Origin of the sequence: Paenibacillus sp. FSL K6-0276, from assembly GCF_037977235.1 — a bacterium.
GTDB lineage: Bacteria > Bacillota > Bacilli > Paenibacillales > Paenibacillaceae > Paenibacillus_AQ.
The window spans coordinates 5,007,112-5,028,519 of sequence record NZ_CP150276.1; the positions used below are offsets into that span (position 1 = coordinate 5,007,112).

At 43.0% G+C, this 21,408-nt stretch carries 22 protein-coding genes and 1 pseudogene; 3 read left to right on the top strand and 20 right to left on the bottom strand.

Annotated features, from left to right (window positions below):
- Positions 1-170 precede the first annotated feature (170 nt).
- Positions 171-989: pseudogene (locus MHH52_RS23645) on the bottom strand (nitrogenase component 1).
- Positions 990-1,508: 519 nt separating this feature from the next.
- Between MHH52_RS23645 and MHH52_RS23650 the strand changes: the two are divergent.
- Complete coding sequence (locus MHH52_RS23650) at positions 1,509-2,330, top strand: TerC family protein (protein WP_340004726.1); 822 nt, start codon at positions 1,509-1,511, stop codon at positions 2,328-2,330.
- A 222-nt stretch (positions 2,331-2,552) separates the two neighbouring features.
- Here the strand turns inward: MHH52_RS23650 and MHH52_RS23655 are convergent, their stop codons facing one another.
- Positions 2,553-4,919, bottom strand: coding sequence for a YcdB/YcdC domain-containing protein (locus MHH52_RS23655; protein ID WP_340004727.1), 2,367 nt, complete (start codon positions 4,917-4,919; stop codon positions 2,553-2,555).
- 237 nt (positions 4,920-5,156) lie between these two features.
- Between MHH52_RS23655 and MHH52_RS23660 the strand changes: the two genes are divergently transcribed.
- On the top strand, positions 5,157-6,038 hold the full coding sequence (locus tag MHH52_RS23660; protein ID WP_340009800.1) for a serine hydrolase: 882 nt from the start codon (positions 5,157-5,159) through the stop codon (positions 6,036-6,038).
- A 63-nt stretch (positions 6,039-6,101) separates the two neighbouring features.
- Here MHH52_RS23660 and MHH52_RS23665 read toward each other — a convergent pair whose 3' ends face one another.
- The 17 genes from MHH52_RS23665 to MHH52_RS23745 form a co-directional block, all read right to left on the bottom strand.
- Positions 6,102-6,797, bottom strand: coding sequence for an ABC transporter permease (locus tag MHH52_RS23665; protein ID WP_340004729.1), 696 nt, complete (start codon positions 6,795-6,797; stop codon positions 6,102-6,104).
- 50 nt (positions 6,798-6,847) lie between these two features.
- Positions 6,848-7,624, bottom strand: coding sequence for an ABC transporter ATP-binding protein (locus MHH52_RS23670; protein WP_340004731.1), 777 nt, complete (start codon positions 7,622-7,624; stop codon positions 6,848-6,850).
- Entirely contained in the window at positions 7,605-8,597 is a 993-nt protein-coding gene (locus tag MHH52_RS23675) for an ABC transporter substrate-binding protein (protein ID WP_340004733.1), read from the bottom strand. The genes MHH52_RS23670 and MHH52_RS23675 overlap by 20 nt, the downstream gene beginning before the upstream one ends.
- 281 nt (positions 8,598-8,878) lie before the next feature.
- On the bottom strand, positions 8,879-9,559 hold the full coding sequence (locus MHH52_RS23680) for a GntR family transcriptional regulator (RefSeq protein ID WP_340004734.1): 681 nt from the start codon (positions 9,557-9,559) through the stop codon (positions 8,879-8,881).
- A gap of 41 nt (positions 9,560-9,600) precedes the next feature.
- Positions 9,601-10,617: a sugar kinase gene (locus tag MHH52_RS23685; RefSeq protein ID WP_340004736.1), complete on the bottom strand. Its 1,017-nt coding sequence runs from the start codon at positions 10,615-10,617 to the stop codon at positions 9,601-9,603.
- Entirely contained in the window at positions 10,610-11,365 is a 756-nt protein-coding gene (locus tag MHH52_RS23690) for a KDGP aldolase family protein (protein ID WP_340004738.1), read from the bottom strand. Before MHH52_RS23690 ends, MHH52_RS23685 begins: the two co-directional genes overlap by 8 nt.
- A gap of 1 nt (position 11,366) precedes the next feature.
- Positions 11,367-12,470, bottom strand: coding sequence for a DgaE family pyridoxal phosphate-dependent ammonia lyase (locus tag MHH52_RS23695; RefSeq protein ID WP_340004740.1), 1,104 nt, complete (start codon positions 12,468-12,470; stop codon positions 11,367-11,369).
- Positions 12,436-13,548: an amidohydrolase/deacetylase family metallohydrolase gene (locus MHH52_RS23700; RefSeq protein ID WP_340009801.1), complete on the bottom strand. Its 1,113-nt coding sequence runs from the start codon at positions 13,546-13,548 to the stop codon at positions 12,436-12,438. Before MHH52_RS23700 ends, MHH52_RS23695 begins: the two co-directional genes overlap by 35 nt.
- A gap of 616 nt (positions 13,549-14,164) precedes the next feature.
- On the bottom strand, positions 14,165-14,311 hold the full coding sequence (locus tag MHH52_RS23705) for a hypothetical protein (protein WP_340004742.1): 147 nt from the start codon (positions 14,309-14,311) through the stop codon (positions 14,165-14,167).
- A 42-nt stretch (positions 14,312-14,353) separates the two neighbouring features.
- Positions 14,354-14,827, bottom strand: coding sequence for a YhcH/YjgK/YiaL family protein (locus MHH52_RS23710; protein WP_340004744.1), 474 nt, complete (start codon positions 14,825-14,827; stop codon positions 14,354-14,356).
- 31 nt (positions 14,828-14,858) lie between these two features.
- Complete coding sequence (locus tag MHH52_RS23715) at positions 14,859-15,713, bottom strand: MurR/RpiR family transcriptional regulator (protein ID WP_313642000.1); 855 nt, start codon at positions 15,711-15,713, stop codon at positions 14,859-14,861.
- A gap of 23 nt (positions 15,714-15,736) precedes the next feature.
- A complete protein-coding gene (locus tag MHH52_RS23720) occupies positions 15,737-16,609 on the bottom strand; it encodes an ROK family protein (protein ID WP_340004746.1) in 873 nt (290 codons plus the stop codon).
- Between the two features lie 23 nt (positions 16,610-16,632).
- A complete protein-coding gene (locus tag MHH52_RS23725; RefSeq protein ID WP_313641998.1) occupies positions 16,633-17,322 on the bottom strand; it encodes an N-acetylmannosamine-6-phosphate 2-epimerase in 690 nt (229 codons plus the stop codon).
- A gap of 24 nt (positions 17,323-17,346) precedes the next feature.
- Positions 17,347-17,568, bottom strand: a complete 222-nt coding sequence (locus MHH52_RS23730; RefSeq protein WP_340004748.1) for a hypothetical protein — start codon at positions 17,566-17,568, stop codon at positions 17,347-17,349.
- Positions 17,569-17,573: 5 nt separating this feature from the next.
- A complete protein-coding gene (locus MHH52_RS23735; RefSeq protein WP_340004750.1) occupies positions 17,574-18,074 on the bottom strand; it encodes an extracellular solute-binding protein in 501 nt (166 codons plus the stop codon).
- A gap of 236 nt (positions 18,075-18,310) precedes the next feature.
- A complete protein-coding gene (locus tag MHH52_RS23740; RefSeq protein WP_340004751.1) occupies positions 18,311-18,952 on the bottom strand; it encodes an SGNH/GDSL hydrolase family protein in 642 nt (213 codons plus the stop codon).
- Positions 18,953-18,956: 4 nt separating this feature from the next.
- Entirely contained in the window at positions 18,957-19,868 is a 912-nt protein-coding gene (locus tag MHH52_RS23745; RefSeq protein WP_340004752.1) for a dihydrodipicolinate synthase family protein, read from the bottom strand.
- 525 nt (positions 19,869-20,393) lie between these two features.
- Between MHH52_RS23745 and MHH52_RS23750 the strand changes: the two genes are divergently transcribed.
- Complete coding sequence (locus MHH52_RS23750) at positions 20,394-20,579, top strand: hypothetical protein (RefSeq protein ID WP_042130754.1); 186 nt, start codon at positions 20,394-20,396, stop codon at positions 20,577-20,579.
- A gap of 165 nt (positions 20,580-20,744) precedes the next feature.
- Here MHH52_RS23750 and MHH52_RS23755 read toward each other — a convergent pair whose 3' ends face one another.
- A complete protein-coding gene (locus MHH52_RS23755; RefSeq protein ID WP_340004753.1) occupies positions 20,745-21,263 on the bottom strand; it encodes a hypothetical protein in 519 nt (172 codons plus the stop codon).
- Positions 21,264-21,408 lie beyond the last annotated feature (145 nt).

Below are 21,408 nucleotides of genomic sequence, written 5' to 3' on the forward strand. Positions count from 1 at the left end.
TTCGGCTGTATAGGTCTAGGTAAACTACATCAAGGTTCCTTGAATTGTCAATCCTTCTTCATATTCAGCACATTCGTACGCCTAGCGCATAAATATAAGGACTGCCACCTTTTTATGGAGTGATCCTGCTTTTCCTGGCTTGATCAAGCTCCACACAGGGCTGTTTATGATCATGTCCATGTCCATATCCATATCCATATCCTTGGCAAAAATCTTAAACCCATCATAACCATGATAAGGACCACTATAATCCCAAGAAAACATTTGCCGAAAAGGAATCCCCATCTTGTGATACACACGTATTTCTTCTTCACGCCCAACCCCATCAAATCAATATCTAGCCTCTGCGCCAGCTCTTCCAGCTCATAAGCCCCCAGTGTATGACGAGCACGCAGGTCGCCTACCAGCAGCATGACCTTGTCCCCTTCCAAACGGGGTTTGAATTTAGAAATAATCGCCTCCATTTGAGGAGTATATTTAGCGATCACTTTCTCACAATTTTCCTGAATATGCTCATCAAACAGCGCGGCGATGGCTCGAAGACTTTCAGCGGTCTTAGTAGGCCCGAAGAAGTTGTATTCCAACCACGGAATGCCATAATCCCTCTCCATCGTAGTTACTATATAGTTCATGGAACGATGACAGTGAATCAGATTGAGCTTCACCTTATGGGCAATAGCCAGTTCGTTGATGGTACCGTCCCCGGACCACTGAGCAATGACACGCAGTCCCATTTCCTCCAGCAGTATACGCGAAGCCCAAGCATCCCCGCCGATGTTATAACCCCCAATAATATTGATATCGTAAGGACCACACTCCGCAAGCTCTCTCTTTCCCATCAAAAAAATCAAGAATTGCATCATTAGCGATATGATGGCCTAAAGACTGACCCCACGAAATCCTTCACAGCGAACGGGAATGATCGGAATGTCTAGCTCGGTGGATATTTTTTTGGACACAGCTTCAATATCGTCTCCGATCAACCCCACCGGTTATCGCCAACTAAGACTTCCCTTAAAAACCCTTATTTTTCCTTATGTTTGCAGTTTCGTCATGTTAAATGTTATGTTATATAACATAAGTATATCATGTTTCCGTTTCCATTTTATTTATTTCATTTTTATTCTCCATAACGATGTCATGTTTGTGATCACCTTTTTGATTCGAAGAGAATAGAATCCCAGTTATTTCTTTAAACTATTATTGACATTAACTTTCAACTCGTATATGATCTCATTAGGCAAAAGTGCAATGAATAAACTTGAAATTTAATATATCCCGTAAAGGGGAGTAGCTGTTAAATAAAGTCGTCAATACGAGAATATGAGGATATTCTCCGGCTTTATTGGCAATTCAACATTGTTAGCGAGACCTTTACCAATCAGGTTAGACCTTTATTCCAAAGGCTAATCTGTTTGGTAAAGGTCTTTTTTATATAAAATTGGTTAAGATGGTATGATGAATATCTTTTAGTAGATATTTGCATTAGAAAAGGGAGGACAACAGTAATGGATTGGGGATTATTATTAGAGTACGGCTGGGTATTGCTCGTTCTTGTAGCACTTGAAGGACTACTAGCCGCAGATAACGCACTGGTATTGGCAATTATGGTTAAACACCTTCCTGATGAGGAAAGAAAAAAAGCGCTATTCTACGGATTAGCCGGAGCCTTTGTGTTCCGCTTCGGTTCACTATTTGTCATCTCCTACCTGGTTGATATCTGGCAAGTACAAGCCATCGGCGCGATTTATTTATTATTTATCGCAGGGAACCATATCTTCCGAAAACTATTGTTCAAGAAACCAGTTACGGATGAAGCAGCTGAAAGTGGTACTGACGCTGCAGTCAGCAAAAAGAAATCTAGCTTTTGGTTTACTGTCTTTAAAGTAGAAGTCGCTGACATCGCCTTCGCGGTTGATTCCATTTTGGCTGCAGTTGCCCTCGCTGTTGCGCTTCCTGCAAGTGGTCTTCCAAAAATCGGGGGACTTGACGGCGGACAATTCCTCGTCATCTTTGCCGGTGGATTTATCGGTCTGGTCATTATGCGTTTCGCAGCTTCCTTCTTCGTTAAGCTGCTTCACACCCGTCCAGGACTTGAAATTGCAGCCTTCTTCATCGTAGGTTGGGTCGGAGTTAAGCTGGCCGTCATTACCTTGGCACACCCTTCACTTGGTGTTCTTTCCGAGGATTTCGCGCATAGCACTTGGTGGAAACTCACCTTCTATGTTGTACTCGTACTCATCGCTGCAATTGGTTGGTTTATGAGCAGCAAGTTAGAAGAGAATGTTGGGGAAAATCCAGTTAAAGAAGTAGATAAACAGCTCAATTAATCCTTTTTGAATCACAGAAACAAATATAACCCGAAAGACGCACCCTTTCAGTAAAGGTGTTCGTCTTTCGGGTTATTTTCTTTTATCCCCTATTTTGCTCCCGATATTCCTGCGGTGTGCAGCCAACGGTTTTTTTGAAGAATCGGAAGAATGTAAATAATTTCATAATAAAAAAGCCTGCTTCCACCATCAAATGGGGAGCAGGCTTTGCATTAAATATTCTTATTGACCTATAATCTGATCGGTCTTTCCTTGCAGTTCCACTAGCTTCATAATCGCTGATGCCGCCAGCGCTTTCGTTACCGTCTGCTGCGGATTAAACTTGCCGTTGTCATCCTTTAGGATTCCCAATTTCACAACAAGAGCCACTGCTCCCTTATTGTTAATAGATGAACTATCGCTAAATTGACTTACAGTTACATCTTTATCAAGATAGGCTGTGAGTTTGTTGTATTTCAAAAAATTAGCTAGCTGAACAGCAAGCTGTTCCCGGGTTAACTTACTCTCTATTTGCAGGCTTTCATCCTTGTTGATCCACTTACGATCTGCAGCATAAGTAACAGCATCATAATATGAATTCTCAGGCTTCACGCCTGCCACAGTTTTTCGTTCATTATTATTATAATAATTGCTGAAATTCGGATTAGAAGCCTTGGCAAGATAGGTTAACCAATCGCCAACCGTTATTTCTTGATCCGGGTTCACTTTACCATCGGCATCCGGAGTAATCACATGGTATTTTACTAATTCTGATAATGGTTGTTCCGCTGCGTGGCCTTTGATATCCGTCGCAGATATTTGAGCATCTTGCTGACCGAGGTAATCATAGACCGCAACCCATTTTCCAGTGGCTGCATCTAAAACCTGATACAATCCATTAGATTCATTAAAGGTTGTATCATATACCAGCTTCACCTTTGGCGCGACATAGCTATTATAAGTATTGTATCCACCAACCTGAGTGTATCTTAGCTTAGTCTGATATTTAGGTTTATAACTTTCGAGCGCTTCCTTCTTGGATATTGTAGCATCAGGCGATAATTTGATTTCATCGATACCATTTATCCGATTCCCCATGTAAGAGATCAGTCTGCCGTATAGATCCAAGCTTACCGTAAGGGTACTGTCACTCACAGGAATCCCTTGATGATATCTAATAAACTGATATCTGTATCCTGATCCGTCTGACGTCACGCTTGAGTTATCTCCATATTCTACAAGCTTTAGCTTCTGGCTCGCCTGAGGATATAGGCTATTAATTATACTAAGCGCTTTAGTCTTAGCTTCAGCCTCACTAAGCTTCTTCCCTCCAGCAGGAGCCTGCTCTTCCTTCTTCTTATCCTGAGTAACACCATAGGCTTGAGCCTGGTACTGCAATATTTCACCGGTCTTTGCATCTATCTCGGCAGAGGATTGATCTGGATAGCCAGCACCAATGTAACGTTCATTCCCACTACCACCCCAGTATAACTGCCAGATCTTCCGATCCGTATCCTGATAGTCATTTCTCAAGCTTTGAGAGATCAATTTATGATCTGCTGGAATATAAGCAACCTTCTTTACAAGCTGTTCCGCTTCTTTTGCAGAAAGCTCTGTAGTTGAGCTTCTTGCTTGAAAGACATCCTTGCTCTTGGCTAAATCTGAATACACGACCGGGGTGGATACGGATTCTTTTCCTTCATAATCTATTCTCTTGCCCGTCAATGCATCAATAGGATATAGAGACTGATCCACTGGACGCCAGCCTAGAATCCAGTTGTTAGGTTTTCCGTTCTTATAAATAGGAATGTAAAAAAGGCTTACATCAAACTGTTCCGCAAATTGCTTCTGTGCTTGCTCCAAGGTAATCTTGGGCTGTGCAGACGGGTACTCAAGCCCTTGAGAAGACTTAGAGAATTGCATTACATTTCCGTTACCATCCACAACTATGTTAATGCTATCCGATCCAGAAGGAATACCATTCTTCAGAATACTGAAGTTATATCCATATTGAACAGGACCGAATAATGAGTTCGAAAAATAACTATAACCGACATTCTCATTTAATTGCAGATCACTGCTCTTAACCGATGAGGCTGCCTTAGCCACAAAAGTCTTGGCGATCTCCAATGCCTGAGTCTGCGATACTTTCGGTGGATAATAGGATTCGTTATTCTCACGTGGGTATGAAATATACGTACTGATGATATCTCCATTAATGGCATCTATCTCACTGCTAAAACCATATCCCATATTCCCTTCTTGAACCTGCCACTGAATATTCCAGATCATTTGATTTGCTGGAGCGGGGTAGCTTTGGTTAGATCCCAGTTGAACATTGTTTACAGTTGCATCTTTTAGGGATGGGAATAGTTCTTTTAGCTTCGCAACCGCTTGCTCCTGTGTGAATTTCACTTTTGTAAGATCTGCCTCGGAGTTCGTTGTAGTAACCGGCACTTGCGCGCTGATCTGTGTTACCGAAGTGTTGCTACTAACAGATTTAGAATCGGCTGCGGCCAAGCCTGGAGGTAATAATAACGCGAGTGCCACTGAAGTGATCAATACCGTTTTAGCTGTCTGATGAACAAAGTGAGTATTATTGCTTTTCAAAAGAATTCATCCTCCTCTAACACGTGATTCATAACATTATACAGATAATTTCTTATATTTTCCATATTTAATTAACGACAGGAAATTACAATGTTTATGTACAATATTCTATATAAGCTATAATGGTAGGCAGCTACAGCTTTAACTCATCTATGAAAGGGGGCCACCCACATCACTGACTGGAACCTTCAGCCGCTTATAGACGGCATAACTGGCCTACAAATCCGCAGTTGTCTGATCGTACAACGAGGAGAAGCAATACTGGAGCATTATCGCGAGCCTGTAATCGCAGAAGAACTTGGCAAAATTAACTCATGCACCAAAAGCGTGCTCGCCGCCCTAGTCAGCATAGCCATAGATAAACAAATAATTCCGCCACCTGATACACCTATTTCTCTATTTTCCCCTTTATTAAAAGAGGATCAAGATCCACGAAAAAGAGAGATCACTATCGGTCACTTATTAACAATGACAGCAGGCTTTAATTGGACGGAGTTTGGGGGGCAGAATTCCTTTCCGACCATGACCAGAACTGCAGACTGGATAAAGTTTGTGCTCGCGCAGCCGCTAGCTCATACGCCTGGAACCGTGATGACTTATAACTCCGGATGTTCTCAGCTCTTATCCGCGATTCTGCGCGATTGTTCTGGACAAGACGTTGCAGCATTTGCCGAAGATCAGCTATTTCAGCCGCTTGGCATCGAAAGCTATCGCTGGGACAGTGATCCGCAAGGTATACATATTGGTGGTTTTGGCCTTTATCTAAAGCCAGAGGATATGCTGAAATTCGGTCTTCTTTATTTGCAAGAGGGGCTCTGGAAGGATCAACAGCTCATTCTTTCAGACACGGTTCATAAATCCACTCGCCCATATGTTGCAGCCACGCTACCACAGAAGGGATTCTACGGCTGGCACTGGTGGATATCCCATTTCAATGCAGGCACAGAGCAGCAGCCGAATGAGATCCCTTATTATTTTGCGCTTGGCTTCATGGGCCAGCATATTATTGTGGTTCCTTCCTGCGAGCTGGTTGCTGTCATCACTGCGGATAAGTACAAGAAAGGCTCACCAGCTAATGTGTTCGGTCGATTTATCGTGCCAGCGCTTCTTGGGCAATAAGAAAAACCAGCAAAGCTCCATATCCTGGAGACTTGCTGGTTTTTAATTAATCTTTTTTTATATTTAATTCCGCCACTTCATAAACTTGTAATCAAGAAAATCAACAAGCAAGAAGAGGACAAATCCCACCAAACTGAACAGCAGAATTCCCGCATACATCTCCGGATAATCTAGTCTTAACCAAGCATCCATAATGAAAAAGCCCATTCCATGCTCTGTTCCATAAATCTCCGTGAAAAAGAGTACAGATATCGCCGTTCCAAGCGAAATCCGAATCGTACTCAGAATGACCGACAGTGCACCCGGCAGTGTCACATGCCAGAATTTCTGCACAGTACTTGCCCCTATACTCGTTAAGACATCATAGGTATTCTCAGGAATAGCCTTCACACCATCCCTAACCGAGATGATAATCTGGAACAAGAGAATCAGCATAATCATTAAGATTTTAGATGTTTCACCAAGCCCGAAGAACAGCATCACAACGGGAAGCAGAGCGATTTTTGGAACAGGATAGGTTAAATAGACGACAGGGTCCAGCAGCTTATTCCAAGTCAGCGAACGTCCCATCAGAAGACCAATGAGCAGTCCAATGATTAACGCCAGCACTACACCTGCAAAAATTCTGAACAAGCTATACCCCACATTTAAAGCAATATCCTGCGCACCCAAGTGAAACATAGCGTTATATACTGCCAATGGACTCGGCAAAATCGAATGATTCATAAGCAAATAGGCAATATACCAAACCACATTCATACAAAAGAACACAAACAACAGTCTTATTATGTGATGCATCCGACCTTTTCTCACCATATCTCCTGCATTACCTTTCTGATTCGCTTAGTCTGCTCAAAGAAATCCACACTGTCCCGCTTATCTTCATGCTTCATATGAAACACCAATTGATTATCGATAATCTCCGGAGTTTCTTCTTTGTTAGATGGCATGACAATAATTTTTTGTCCCAGCAGAATAGCTTCTTCCACATCATGGGTAACAAATAAGGTAGTAGCCGGATGCGCCAACCAGTTATCCAAAAAGAGAATCTGCAGCGTTTCCCGCGTAATCGCATCCAGTGCGGAGAATGGCTCGTCCAGCAGTAAAATGGTGGGCAAAATGGCGAATGCTCTGGCGATTGCCACTCTTTGTTGCTGTCCCCCACTGAGAGATAGAGGGTAACGATCAGCTAAATCAGAGATTCCCATCGATGAAAGCCACTGTTTAATCTGGTTCTCCCGTTCTTGCTTGGATGGGCTCGCAGTATGCGAGATCTTCATCGCAATTTGAATATTATCATGTACAGTCTTCCATGGGAGAAGACCATAGTTTTGCGGTACCAGACCGATCAGAGTTTCTTTATCATGCACGGATTTTTCATTAAAAAGAATTTGCCCCATATAGCTTGGCAACAAGCCCGCGATCGCCCGTAATAAAGTGGATTTCCCGCTGCCAGAGGGTCCGATGATCGTGTAAATCCCATGCTCCGGCAAAGATAAATCCATCTGTCCTAAGGCCAGTTGACCCGTCTTATACTCTACTTTAAGGTCCTTAATGACGAGTCCTTTATTTCTTGAATTGGACATCAGAAATCACATCTTCAGCCGAGATATTTTTGCTAAGCAAACCTTTTTCCCGTGCCCATGCAAATGCGGCTTCTACTTCTTTCACATCCACTTGATTGGCAGGGATATAATCAGGCACCTTGATCTCATCTTTCAACGTTTCTGGATAACCAACTTCTTTGATCACAAGATCGATATATTCGGATTGATCATGAGATTTCATATACGCTACAGCCTCGTCATAAGCAGCATACATACTGCGAATCGCATCTGCCTTAGCATCAATAGCGGTTTGTGGGAAAGCCAATACAAATGGATTCACTCCCGCTGTATGCGTTGAGCTAAGCACGCGCAAGCCTGAGGTTTTACCCATAGTTACAAATGGTTCAGGCAAAATAGCTGCATCCGCTTTATTATTCTTAAGCAATTCTAATCGGGTAGGAATTTGTGGAACCTCAGTTACTGTAATATCATCTTCTGTCAAACCCGCCTGTTTCAGCATCATCGCTACAGTATATTGTGTGGAGGTATTTTTGGACAAAATCACGGTTTTGCCTTTCAGATCCTTCACATCTTGTATTGCGTCATTTCCAGTCAATAAATCGAATTCACCAAAAGTTGTGCTAGTGATCTTCACATCCAACCCGGCTTCATTGTAGATAGAAATTGCAACCAAATCAGCACTGATCCCCTCTAACTTGCCTGCTTGAAAAGCGACATCACGGTCTTTTGCACTCTTGAACGTTTGGATGTCTAGGTTCACTCCATGTTTCTTATCAAAACCTTGTTCATGAGCAATTACAAAAGGAATCGCATCAATCGAAGGCAGTAAGCCAAGCGACAAAGTAACAGCTTCTTTTGAGGTCTCTGCTGCGTTTCCCTCTGTCGATACTGTATTCGTGTTATTCTTTGAACCACAACCTACTGCAAGTACAGCGATGACAACGACCATCATCGACAACATCAACATTCTTTTTAATGCTCTTTTCTTCATAAAACTCTCCAACCTCCATTAATCTTTCTATAGTAGACATGCCCCTAGTCTTTGCTATCCGCAAAAGAGCATGCAAAAAGCCCTTAAGCTGTTCCAGGACGCTTCAGGTATTGTAATTTTACATCAGTCATCACATCTTGTATATTCATAAATTGAAATATTTACATTTACCGCTACTGTATCGGTTCTAAAACGATGAAGATCAAGCCCTGCAAAGATGCAAAAAATCCGAACCATCCTGCAGGGAATCTACCCTGCAAACTGCTCCGGATTTTCGCTAACTACACCTCATAGTTCACTACATAATTCTGCAGCTCTGTATTGTAGAAGCCGATACTATACTCAGTCACCTTGCCAAGCTCATCATAAGAATAACGAGTTCGCTTCAGCAAGGGACACTTCTTATTTAGGAGCAATATCTCCTCTACATCAGGCGGAGGAACGGCAACAGAAAATTCATCACGCAGTCTCTCTAGGGAAACGCTCCGCTCTTCAAGCAGTTCATACAAGGACTGGGCATTTAAGTCTAGTAGATCCAAATCATCCATACCATTTACTAAATAATGCGTGTAATGAACGTATGGAATATCATTGAGACTGTATATGCGTTCCAAGCGTATACAACGTTCGCCGAATAAACGATAAGGTTCACTTCCGACTTCATTATATATTCGCTCCGCCTTCAGCCATTGCTTCCGAATTTGGTGCCCTTCATCCACTAGAATTTCCGTGAATTTTTTCCATTTAGACAGCTTGGATGATGAGGTATTGCGGATCACCTTCGTCCCCTTGCCGCTCCCTTTCTCCAGAAATCCTTCTTGGACGAGTTCCTGAATGGCACCGCGTACAGTGATCTTGCTGACATTGAATTCCTGCTCCAGCTGAGGTTCGGAAGGAATATTCAATCCAATAGGATAGACTCCGTGTAGAATCCGATCCTTTATAATATTTGCGATTTGCATATATAAGGGCTTACCTTTTCGGGACAAACTCAAGAGGTTCACTACCTTTCTACATCACCTACGGATAGGGTCATAGCTCGAAGTACATCCGCTTCTGAAGCCATGGGAGTGTCGCCCTCGACGGTATGGGCTAACATACTAGCGGCAGCGGCAAACCGTACCGTCTGCTCAGGTGTAAATCCTGTTAGCTCTCCATGCACAATTCCGCTCGTATAGGCATCTCCAGCCCCTATTCTATCATAGACGAGAAACCTCAGTGTATCCGAAAAGAAGAAGCTCTGATTCTTATAAAGGAACCCACGAAGTGAATGAGAGTTATCGTCATGAATAGTGCGATGGGTGCCTGCGATCACTGAGATATCGAACTGCTTCGCAACTGCCGGAATAAGTTCGATCAGTTGCTCTTCACGTTCATCTTGTACAGTGCTCATCCCCAAGATAAAGATCGCGTCCTTCTCATTCATCATTACGATATCAGCAAGCTCCAGCATCTCCTCGTAATGTGGCTTCGCTAGTGTATATCCTTCCGGTCCCCACAAGGACGGACGATAGTTGCAATCAAAGATCACAGTCCCACCTTGCTGCTTGACAGCTCTAGCCAAGGATTTCATATGAAGACGCACACTTTCGTTCATAGCCAGCGTAATGCCGCAGAAATGGATCACATCCAGACTTCGCGCAATCTCTTCATAATTATAAGTTTCCTCAGGAGCCGTATTGAAGCTGCTCTCCAGACGATTACTATAAGTCACCTTGCTTGGACGTGCACCAAATCCGTTCTCCAAGAAATACAAGCCTAGATATTCTCCTCCTCGTATAACGAAGCTAGAAGAAATCCCCAGCTTTCGCAAATACGCCGCGGCAGCCTCTCCCAAAGAAGTATTCGGCAAACGTGAAATCAAAGCACCTTCATGCCCGAAGCGTGCCAGTGCAGAGCTGACATTAACCCCGGTGCCAGAGAATGAATAATTCAAGGTGTTTCCCTGTGATAGCAGCTGAACTCCCGGCACCTGCAGACGCATCATTACTTCTCCGAATGCCCCGATTCGTTTAGGCATATTTATCGGTTAGCCTCTTCATAATTCCAAGCAAATCACGCACATCCTGGATCTGGGTCTGTCCCGATTCTTGGTCGATAATGGATGAGTAGACATGCGGAATCACTTGTGGCACCCCTGCTTCAAGAGCAATCTCCAGAATAGCCTCGAAATTGTCCATATCAATTCCACCGGTTGGTTCGAGTGCAAATCCTGCCTCAGCACAAGCCTTCGCAACAGAGCGGTATTCCTCTTCACGGCTTAATCCCTTCATTGGAAAGTACTTCAGTGCATTACCACCCATATCCCGAACAAGCGCAATTGCTGATGCTACAGGTACAATCGCCGCTTCACTCTCCGCAGCACTGAAGAGTCCTGTTGAAATATTCACATAACCCGCGCGACCAGAAGGAGCGACCATGCTGTTGATCCAGCTGTCCTTCCCACCCAGATTAGCACGTGTAGCTCCGACAACAGGGAACGCCTGGTTAATATGACTACCCGGATAATGCTTAGCAATCTCGGCCACAATTGCCGCTTGGCGATTATCCCCTGCACCTAAGCCAATCGACACAGCATCTTCAATTTCTTGACCATACTGCTTCATGGCGGTTACGGCTTCTTCTACCGTCTTATAATCTTTAGAGAGTACACCGACCAGCACATGACCTTCCGCCGCGGCATAAATCTCTTTAGCATTAGCAATATCTTTAGCCAGTACATTTAATGCAGTGCGGCCCTTATAGAAACGCTGTGAAATCGTTGTCATCTTATTGTCCCCCTATCAATTTACGAATGCTGTCTACGATCACGAGCAGATCATCTCCCAGAAGCGGCCGTGGGTCAATATCGAAATATCCCTGCTTCACTCCATAATCGCGGGTGTAAATCGCAATCTCGCCCTGCTGCACCCCCTCCACCAATTCTTTCGCCGTAATTCCGGCCTGCTGTGGATCAACCTGAACTCGGCCGCGATAGATGGCACGGCCCGCCTCATCCTGCACAATGGTTACACGAATTCCCGGAAGATCATTCAACACCATCAATCCCTGCAAAGACGCTTGCTCGGTGTCACTCTTGTCTTCCTTGACCATGTATTCCTCTAGAGCTTGCAGCAGACCAAAGGAAGTTTCTTTACCGGCCTTCATACTGCGTCCTATTCCATACAATTGGATCTTAACCCATTCTACATAATTACGTTTGCCCGCGATAATACCGGATGTAGGCCCTTCAATGGCTTTAGAACCACTATAAATCGCCAGGTCAGAGTATTTCACATATTTACAGAGGTCTTCTTCCGCTGCGGCATCTACGATTAGTGGAATGCCCCTACGTTTTGCGATCTCCCATGCTTCTTCGACGGATAACATATTTTTCTGCACTGCATGGTGGGACTTCACGTACAGAATGGCAGCCGTCTGCTCACAAATGGCATCCTCTATATGCTCGGCCCGGCCTTCATTCGCATAACCGACCTCAATTAGTTTACCTCCGCCTAGATAGACCATAGTTTCCACTGGAGCTCCGTACTGTACATTGTGCCCCTTCAGAATGATGATTTCGTTGCGTGGAATGGCCTCTTGGTGCAGACGTTCACTACGGCGGCGGTTACCTTGGGTCACTAATGCCGCAACGGACAACGCAATACCGCTGGAGGCTGAGTTAACGATTAGCGCTGCTTCAGCGCCGAGAATTCGTGCCGTGTAATCTCCAGCTTTATCCACCAGATCCGCTATTTCCACATAACTCTGTCCGCCTTGCTTCATCGCCTCCATCACTGTGTCAGACGGAGCCGACACCCCCAGGATACTCATTCTGCCGCTTGCATTGATTACGCGTTTAAGCCCGTATTTCGCATTTAATGAATTCCCCACCTATAACCACTCCTTTTGCATGGATTACTTTATCCGTCACTCTTTCTTCCCCTTCAGAATCAACAAGCACAGTAGGTTCATGTTGCAGGGTGAACAGCGTCAGGTTTGCAGGATCACCCACCTGAATTCGGCCCAGCTCCGGCCTGCCCAGCCATTTCGCGGCATTTGAAGTAACCGCTACCACAATCTCATCCAGAGCATAGTCCAAACATAGAAACTTGGAAAGTACATTAGACATGCTAAAGACAGGTCCCTTCATTCGGTTCACTCGATAGATATCCGTGCTAATCGTATTCAGTCCAATGCCGTTACGTTTAGCAGCCTCAGCTACCTTAAAAGAGAAACTTGCTGTTCCATGCCCTACGTCCAGATGAACTCCCCGTTCAATGGCCTCAGTCAGTACCTGAAGCGGCTGACCGTCCTCAGCAAACAAATTATTCTCTTTTCCGTTGAGATAATGGGTCACGATATCCTTTTGCTGCAAAAGAGGCATAACTTCTCTGATATCTGGCGGCGCTGAACCGATATGTACCATTAACGGCAACCCCGTCTCCTTTGAAAGACTTCGTGCAATATGCAGCGGCTCAATCCCGCTGGCACCGACAACGCTCTTGCTGATTCTGGCCTTTAATCCCACGATCATCTCCCCGTAAGTTCGGACGGATTGCAGGATCTTCTCCTTATCGATCCATTCCAAGTTGGATAATTCGTCAATTCTTAGCAGTCCGATCCGCGAGATATTCAAGAATGCCAGCACATTCGTCTTAGCCTGAGACGCGTCACGGGCCAGATCACCAATTCTATCAGCCCCACAGCTACCGGCATCGACTAGAGTTGTCACCCCTTGCCGGACACCGATCTCATCAATCTCGTCACCATACGGATCAAATTCGCGAAAAGCATGCACATGCATATCAATCCAACCGCTGGATACGTATGCGCCTGAACCCTCCCACTCCTGCCCCCCACGGCCCTCACCTGCCGGGGTGATCTCAGCGATCTTGCCATTCTCGATTACAATGTCAATCTCTTCTCCGCTTACTCGTTTCACCTGACGGAGCACGTATCTTTCATCCAGTGTTCTCACCTTTTTCCATATAACATTATAATGTTTAAAATACCACGAATAGTACGTGAAGTAAATATAACGTTATAATGTTTATACATAAAAACAAAATCACCCTGTCGGGTGAAAAGACATCTGTTAGTTTGAATTTGAAACTTACGGAGCACTTATTGCAATTTCCGCAGGATTTCCGGTAGTTTGGCGAGTAAGAACTTCAGTGTGGGTGGGAGTTTGCTTAGGTAGAACGTGTTATATGGAAAACCTCCCTATAAATTAGGTCACAGCTGTTATATGAACAGGGTATACGGAATTTCTCCCTGTATATTGGCCAATTTCAATTAAATACTGCAATTTCAGCTGAATTATAGGGAGCATTTCCCTATATTCTATCGAAATGACCATATAATATAGAATTACAGGGAGTAATTCCCTATCAGTCTAGCGGCTTGACCCTGAAGTAGAGAAATAGAAAGCATTAAAAAGTTTATGTGTGAGAACTGAGAGCAGAAAGTGACTCCTATAAAGAAGTAAATAAAAACAGGCTTCGGCGCTCCATTCTTGCATTTCTTGAACGCATTCCTTTCGTACGCTCCTTTCGTGCATTCCTTGCACGCTTTTCTAGGCACACCTATCCTACATATCTGGCATTGCCCATATCCCGTGTGCCACTGCTTATCGCTTTATTCACGGTTTCTATGATGATTGCTGTAGAGTCCCTTGGGCAGACGATGACCGTGCATTTCCATGAATCCAAGGATAATTTCCTATGCAACAAAAAGATGACTCCTTATGAATTCAGAAGTCATCCGCTCAGATTCTATGAATGTAATAACCCTACATGGATCTTTATAACAGCCTTCTTAATCTTCATGCCCGGTTGACCCATCCCAGGTCTGTGTACATCATGCGGGAAAAAGACAGCGAACATACCCGGCACCAAAGTTAACAAAACTTCTTCGGATGACGGAGAATAAAGCGCATAATCTGCTTCCGCATCGTAAGGCTTAGTAGCCTCGATCCCTTCTTGCAGGGGGGACCAACCGATCGTTTCTTCACCTTCGATCAGATAATGCACATCAATATAAGCCTCATGCTTTTCAGCAACCTGTTCCTCCAGCGATTTCGCTTCAAGAGCCATAATCGAAACGTATATCTCGTTACCGCGGATCTCAATTCGCCCGAGATCAGATTCATGTTGTAAGATGACTTTCAATTCCTCGATAGCCTCTACAATGACTGAATTCTCGTATCTGCTATGCTCTTCCCAAGATGACAATGAACCTAAGATCATATTGTCTCATTCTCCTCACATCTCAATTCGCTTACAGTAGCTTCTCACTAACTGCCGCAGCGGTTGTTTCCTTATTGATAATGGACTGCTCACTAGTCTTCTTGAAATATTCCACATATAAAATATCCAGCAGATAGAGCTGTGAGATCTTAGCAGATAATGAACCGCCCTGCAGAGGACCCTCATTAGCACCACATAATAAGGTAAGATCCGAATACGACGTTAAAGGTGACTTTTCAAATCTCGTAATGGACACCACCTTAGCGCCTCGTTCCTTCGCCTTTCTGGCGACCTCAATACTATCCTTGGTTGAACCGGAATAAGAAATGATTACAGCGACATCTCGCTCAGACATTAGCGCTGCTGACATCATCTGAAGATGTGAATCCATCAAACATTCTGTTTTGTTTGTAATGCGCATAAATTTAATTTTGGCTTCCATAGCCGTAATTAGAGAAGAGCCAACGCCGAAAAATAATACATGTTCCGCGTTAATCATATAATCAATGGCTTCATTGATCTTCTGTATATCAATTAAATTATAGGTCTCGTTCAGTGCACTAACATTTGTGGTCAGCACCTTGGAAGCCACGGCTTCAGTAGTGTCGTCCATTAGAATTTGATCCGTAAGCTGCGGGATCTCATTCTCCACAGTGATACTATGAGCTAATGCAATCTTGAACTCTTGATACCCTTTATAACTTAAAGATTTGCAAAATCGAAAGATACTTGATTCCCCTACATCGCACGCATCGGCAAGATCAGTAATCGACATATAGACAACACTTCTCGTGTTCTCCAGGACGTAGTCCGCTACCTTCTTCTCCGTATTCGTCAAATTATTGTACTTGGAATGAATAGAAGAAAAAATACTGATTGTTCGCAAATAAGCCCCTCCTTTACAATGGTTTAATGTGCGAATAAAGAGGAAGCTCCTAGCAAGCCTGCTTTATTCCCAAGTGAGGCCTTAACAATTCTTACACCCGTAAAACTCTCCATAATCAAAGACTTGGTCCGTTCTTCTACCCTTTGAACTAAATCTTCTTGCTCCATAACGCCGCCCCCTATAATTATAGCGGATGGATTGAAGATATGAATAATAGAAGCTAAACCTACAGACACCTCAGTTATCCATGAATCCAGGATCTGTTTCAGCAGCTCGTCCCCTTTGTGTATTTTATCAAAAAGGACTTTTCCGTCCATACATTCGGGATCTGCCTGCTGAGCCATCTTCACTAAAGCAGTCGTTGAAGCATACTTTTCATAAAAAGGCAGTCCCTCCGCCGCGTCTGACAATGGATGTGTAAGGATATGACCAAATTCGGCCGCCACCCCATCTGCTCCTTTATAGATTTGGCGGTTCATTACAATTGCACCACCGATGCCCGTGCCAAAGGTCAAGCATAAGAAATTGTTAAAAGACTGAGCAGCACCGTAATGAGCCTCGCCTAATGCTGCTGAATTCACATCGTTCTCTACCATAACAGGTTTATGAAAATGATTTGTTACAATTTCCTTAATCTTCATCCCTGTATATCTAGGTATATTTTCGTTTGCATAGACAATAAATCCTTCTTCAGCATTCACTTGACCAGCCGTGCTTATAGCAATGGCATCAAAATTATCATATTCTGCGATCTTATCCAGCAATCTTGAGATTACATGCGGCCCTCCCAAGTGACTCTCTGTTGCATATTCCTTGAAGTCATCCACATTTCCCTGTTTATCGCATATACAAATCTTGGTGTTGGTACCGCCAATATCTACAGCGAGAATTCTCATCCTTATCTACCCTCTCCGGCAATCTACTGAATAGCGTCTACAAACCTTTTGGTAATCTCCATCGGTCTTGTAATCGCTGAGCCGACTACTGCTGAATAAACACCTAGATCGAACATTGTCTTCAGTTCTTCAGGAGTGGAAACGCCACCTTCAGCGATCACAGGCACTGAGAAGTTGCTTACGATTTGTTTGACTAGCTCGAAATCTGGGAGTGAGCGATCTTTCGTATACGCTGTGTATCCACTTAAGGTAGTTCCCACAAGATCAAATCCCAGTTCAACGGCTTTAGCAGCTTCTTCAAATGTAGAACAGTCTGCCATAAACAGTTGATCTTTGTACGTCTCTCTTATGTTAGGAAATAGTTCTGAGATGGTAGATCCATCTGGTCTAATTCGGTTCGTCGCATCCATAGCAATGATATCTACCCCTTCGCGGTAAAGCTCATCTACTTCCTTCAGGGTTGGTGTAATAAATACTTCAGAACCTTCATATACCCTTTTGATGATTCCGATGATCGGTAGATCCACTGTTTTCTTGATTTCTTGAATATCCGCTACGCTATTGGCCCGAATGCCTGAGGCACCGCCCAAGTATGCTGCATAAGCCATTCTCCCCATAATAAACGGACTATGCAGCGGTTCTTCGGGTAAGGCTTGACTGGAGACGACTAGTTTATGTTTTATCTTTTTAAGTACATTATTCTCAGTATTCATCAGTAACCCACTCCACATCTTTATTTATTCTTTAACTGCTCCTGCCGTAATCGCATTGGTGAAGAACCGTTGGAATAACATGAACACTAGCAACATCGGAATTGCAGCAATTGTAGCTCCGGCCATTTTATAAGCGAAATTAGGATTCAAATCCTGCATTAAGGTCGCAGTACCAACCATTAATGTTTTCATTTTGTTCTCTTGGCCTATAACCAACTGCCACAAATAATCATTCCAGACTTGCACGAAATTCAGAATAAATAAGGCTCCAATACCAGGTTTAGATTATTTTTCAAACCATCCAAGATTTGTTGATATTCATCCAAGTTCCAAGTCTTAATTTCGGATTCTCCACCGATGAACTTTTCTAAACCAGCCGCTTTAAACATGTCTGCGTTATAGACCAAAGTGCCTGGATTGTGTTGGAATGGATAGAAGTACACATCTTTTCCGAACGTTACAGCATCCCAGTAATTTTGTGCGATATCACTTTTTGCGTTATCATCGATGATGTCTGTCAAAGGCTCCAACGCGCCACGGTGAACATAATCACCCATCGGGAATACGCTTTCAAAGAAGACATTCGGTGGAGTTCCTCCGCTCAAGTTAACATTGAGGAGTTGGTCGTGCTGATCTCCAGCAATGACTTCGACCTGAATGTCAGCATCATATTTATCATATTGTACTTTGAATTTCTCAGCAGCGGCCTTAAGGAAGCTATCATAGTCAGCACCGCTTTCGGTTGCGTCCACAACACCCTTCCACTGAGGAGTCAGCCATACTTTAATTGCTACTTTTTCCTTACCTGATTTAGCAGTATTATCGGATTTATTAGAGCTCGCTGCATTGTTACCAGAGCATCCTTAAATTAGTGAGATAATTACCATTAATGCAACCATTGTAGAGAGTAAACGTTTCTTCTTCATTAAAAATCCTCCCTATAAAAGCGTACGCTTAAAGTTTTGTGAGCCACTACAGAAACAAACGCCTAATCTAAAATCCGTTTGACATGATATTGCACTAAATCAGCCATGTTTCGATGTCCTTGTATATCAAGATGCATGTAGTCGATTTCATTCATCGATACATATTCTCTGGAATCAATAAAGTGGATATCTGTCCCCGTAAGCAAAGCTGCAAGATGCAGAGAGAGCTCCATAGATTTCTCGCTACATTTACTCCCCATCGGCTTACCAATGGGAGTATGGATATACGCTGCCCCAATGGGGGGAGGTGCGATCACAAGCACTTCTGGAGCTTTTCCCGCTGGCCCTGCCCCACTCCCTCTAGCTTTAAGAGCAAGTCTAACGATACCTTGAGCGATGTTATATGAAGTGAGTGTAAATCTTTCTTTCGTATCATTTGTCCCAAGCATAATTACAACCAAGTCTACTGGTGCATGTGACATGAGGCATGGATAGAGATATGATATTCCGGCTAACCCTTCAAATAACGGATCCTCACTGACACTGGTTCTACCAGGAAGCCCTTCTTCTATGACACGATAAGAGTTGCCCAGTTCTGTATGCAGAAGTCCAGTCCAACGTATTTCATCCTTAAACCTTTGGTCCGTCTCTGCGTCATAGCCCCAAGTATTAGAATCGCCAAAGCATACGATTGTTCTCTTCATTGCATTAACCACAATATTTTTCGATCGCTTGATCAATCAATTTCATAATGTCTGCAATTGGACCAGCATCTTCAGCGGCTATCCCTTCAAGCGGTGCTCTTACACTACCAACGTTTACGCCTCTTAATCTCAGAACCTCTTTAATTTCCGCATACATAGAACCCTTGAGGGAACAAAGTGCGATGATGATATCGTTGATATCACTTTGAAGTTGTCCTGCTTCCTCAAACTTGCCGGCAAGTACAAATTTATTAGCTTGTAAGAACAGCTCCGGCATAACAGCATAAGTGCCACCAATGCCTGCATCAGCTCCCATAATTCTTCCCGCAACATATTGTTCATCCGGTCCATTAAATACCACTACATCTTTTCCACCAACTCTTTTAAAGCGTTCAATATCCATAGGTGGCATAGAAGAATTCTTAACACCGATAACCTTTTTATTAGCAAGCAGTTTCTCGAATAAAGCTGGAGTTAGTGTATATCCCGTAGTCTGAGGAATGTTGTAGATAATGAACGGTAGAGGAGTTGCCTCCATAATATCGCTCCAATATTTAGTTACTGCGCTATCAGGTAATTTGAAATATATAGGTGGGATTGCGGATAGTGCATCATATCCTAAGCTCGCCGCATGTTTTGCTAATTCAATACTATCTCTAGTGGAAGGGGCTCCTACATGAGCAATCAGTGTCATTTTACCTTTCAGGTTACTAGCTACATAGCTGAGTACCGCTTTGCGTTCGTCCAGACTCTGGTAGATACATTCTCCAGAACTGCCTCCCACATAAACACCTTGAACACCTTTTTCAAATAAGTAATCACATAAGGCATGCGTCCGGGATTCTGAAATATTTCCTTGATCGTCATAGCATGCATAGAAGGCAGGTATAATTCCGTGGAACTTGTTGAGTGTCATTGATAATCCCCCTTAAGATGTGAACGATTTCTTTTCTACACATTCAAGATATCACTTAAATTTGATTCCGTAAATTATTTTCTCTATTTTTTAAAAAATAAAATTTATTTCCACCAGAAGCATGTTCATTCATCCATAAAAAGTTATTTTTAAGTGAAATTCGGATAAATAAGATCTTAATTCCCATTTATAAAAGAGAGTATCGTACTATATATGCAGCTCTAGTTATAATCAGAGTAACACTATCTACGACCTTAAAGTCATTCTTCGGATTGGTAATTACTAGAAATTCCTCACGAATCTTAAGGGCAGTAGATTATCCTTTTAAATCTATTATGAGTGTCTCCTGCACAGAGACATTTTTCTTCCAAGGGAGAACAAAACCTAATTAACACACAATGTTCACTTAAAAACTGTGTTTTTCACGTGGACACATCTTTAAAAAACTAATTTCCATGTTATAATGAAAGCGTAAACAAAACAATATAAAATATATTGTTTCTTCGCCAAAGGAGGCTGGAGGAAATGCTAGCAGGTCTTAAGGAACTTAAAAATTGGGTAACGGAAAATTGGAATCCAACGATGAATTCAGGTAATGAGGATTATCAAAAAATGGAATATTCCGTGCAACGTCATTTGCACACTCCACGATCCCCAAAACCACTTACCTATGAAGAAGAAGCTCGCATCAAGACAGTTAAATTCCATTAATCACACCACATTTAGATACAGATTGACCCTATAATAGAATCTTGTCCTAAGGCCGCCAGATCCGGAAGTCATTCCAGTAGAGCGGTCTTTTATTATGCCTTATGGTTCTGTAACGAAAAAAACCTTCCCCACCCTAAGGGTGAAGAAGGCTAATCGGTTATTCCTTCATCTTTCGATAAACCTAAGCGCACGTTCAGATTGATAATCAGCTAAACCTTTTGCGAATTGTTGATCGGGAAATCCTCTATGCATTAGCTTTAAACCAGCTGAAGTTAATGATATATGGTGGTGAAATTGATAAAATAACAGCCTATCAGAATCAAGCGTATCGTTCTTAAGATACCGATAGAAATCCCCAAATCGCATCTCCAAAAAAATATGCTCATGCTCAATATCAAAAAACATAGCCCCTTCGATATCAATCAAAAAGGGTTCCAGCTTATCATTAACCAATACATGGTCAGGACCCATTTCCCCGTGAATAAATCCATACTGCTTTCTAGGCTGAATTCTTGATTCTAGCTCATACAACTTATCCAGCAGTTTACTTTGATTAGAGCCGATCTTCTCCATATGTTGAGAGGCATAAGCAAGCTCATTTTCCATGTGTAATAAATGACATTGTTCTGTGCGGATCTCGTTATTATTGGCTTTCCCAAAGATATGCCTTTCGTTGGTATGCATAGTAGTAAGCATATCCCCCAGACGCTGAAACATTTTATCTTGAACACGTAAATCTGCGTGATGGAAAAAGGTTTCTGCCTTAGGTCCATCTATATATATTCAACAAGAGCATAATCAAATGGGTAACGATCTCTTTCCTTATTCA

Bases quoted from the DNA above. Each gene is read 5' to 3' on its own strand.
- MHH52_RS23650 (WP_340004726.1), top strand. From the start codon at position 1,509: ATGGATTGGGGATTATTATTAGAGTACGGCTGGGTATTGCTCGTTCTT.
- MHH52_RS23665 (WP_340004729.1), bottom strand. From the start codon at position 6,797: ATGAATGTGGTTTGGTATATTGCCTATTTGCTTATGAATCATTCGATT.
- MHH52_RS23670 (WP_340004731.1), bottom strand. From the start codon at position 7,624: ATGTCCAATTCAAGAAATAAAGGACTCGTCATTAAGGACCTTAAAGTA.
- MHH52_RS23675 (WP_340004733.1), bottom strand. From the start codon at position 8,597: ATGAAGAAAAGAGCATTAAAAAGAATGTTGATGTTGTCGATGATGGTC.
- MHH52_RS23680 (WP_340004734.1), bottom strand. From the start codon at position 9,559: ATGCAAATCGCAAATATTATAAAGGATCGGATTCTACACGGAGTCTAT.
- MHH52_RS23685 (WP_340004736.1), bottom strand. From the start codon at position 10,617: ATGCCTAAACGAATCGGGGCATTCGGAGAAGTAATGATGCGTCTGCAG.
- MHH52_RS23690 (WP_340004738.1), bottom strand. From the start codon at position 11,365: ATGACAACGATTTCACAGCGTTTCTATAAGGGCCGCACTGCATTAAAT.
- MHH52_RS23710 (WP_340004744.1), bottom strand. From the start codon at position 14,827: ATGATCTTAGGTTCATTGTCATCTTGGGAAGAGCATAGCAGATACGAG.
- MHH52_RS23720 (WP_340004746.1), bottom strand. From the start codon at position 16,609: ATGAGAATTCTCGCTGTAGATATTGGCGGTACCAACACCAAGATTTGT.
- MHH52_RS23725 (WP_313641998.1), bottom strand. From the start codon at position 17,322: ATGAATACTGAGAATAATGTACTTAAAAAGATAAAACATAAACTAGTC.
- MHH52_RS23740 (WP_340004751.1), bottom strand. From the start codon at position 18,952: ATGAAGAGAACAATCGTATGCTTTGGCGATTCTAATACTTGGGGCTAT.
- MHH52_RS23745 (WP_340004752.1), bottom strand. From the start codon at position 19,868: ATGACACTCAACAAGTTCCACGGAATTATACCTGCCTTCTATGCATGC.
- MHH52_RS23750 (WP_042130754.1), top strand. From the start codon at position 20,394: ATGCTAGCAGGTCTTAAGGAACTTAAAAATTGGGTAACGGAAAATTGG.
- MHH52_RS23755 (WP_340004753.1), bottom strand. From the start codon at position 21,263: ATGCATACCAACGAAAGGCATATCTTTGGGAAAGCCAATAATAACGAG.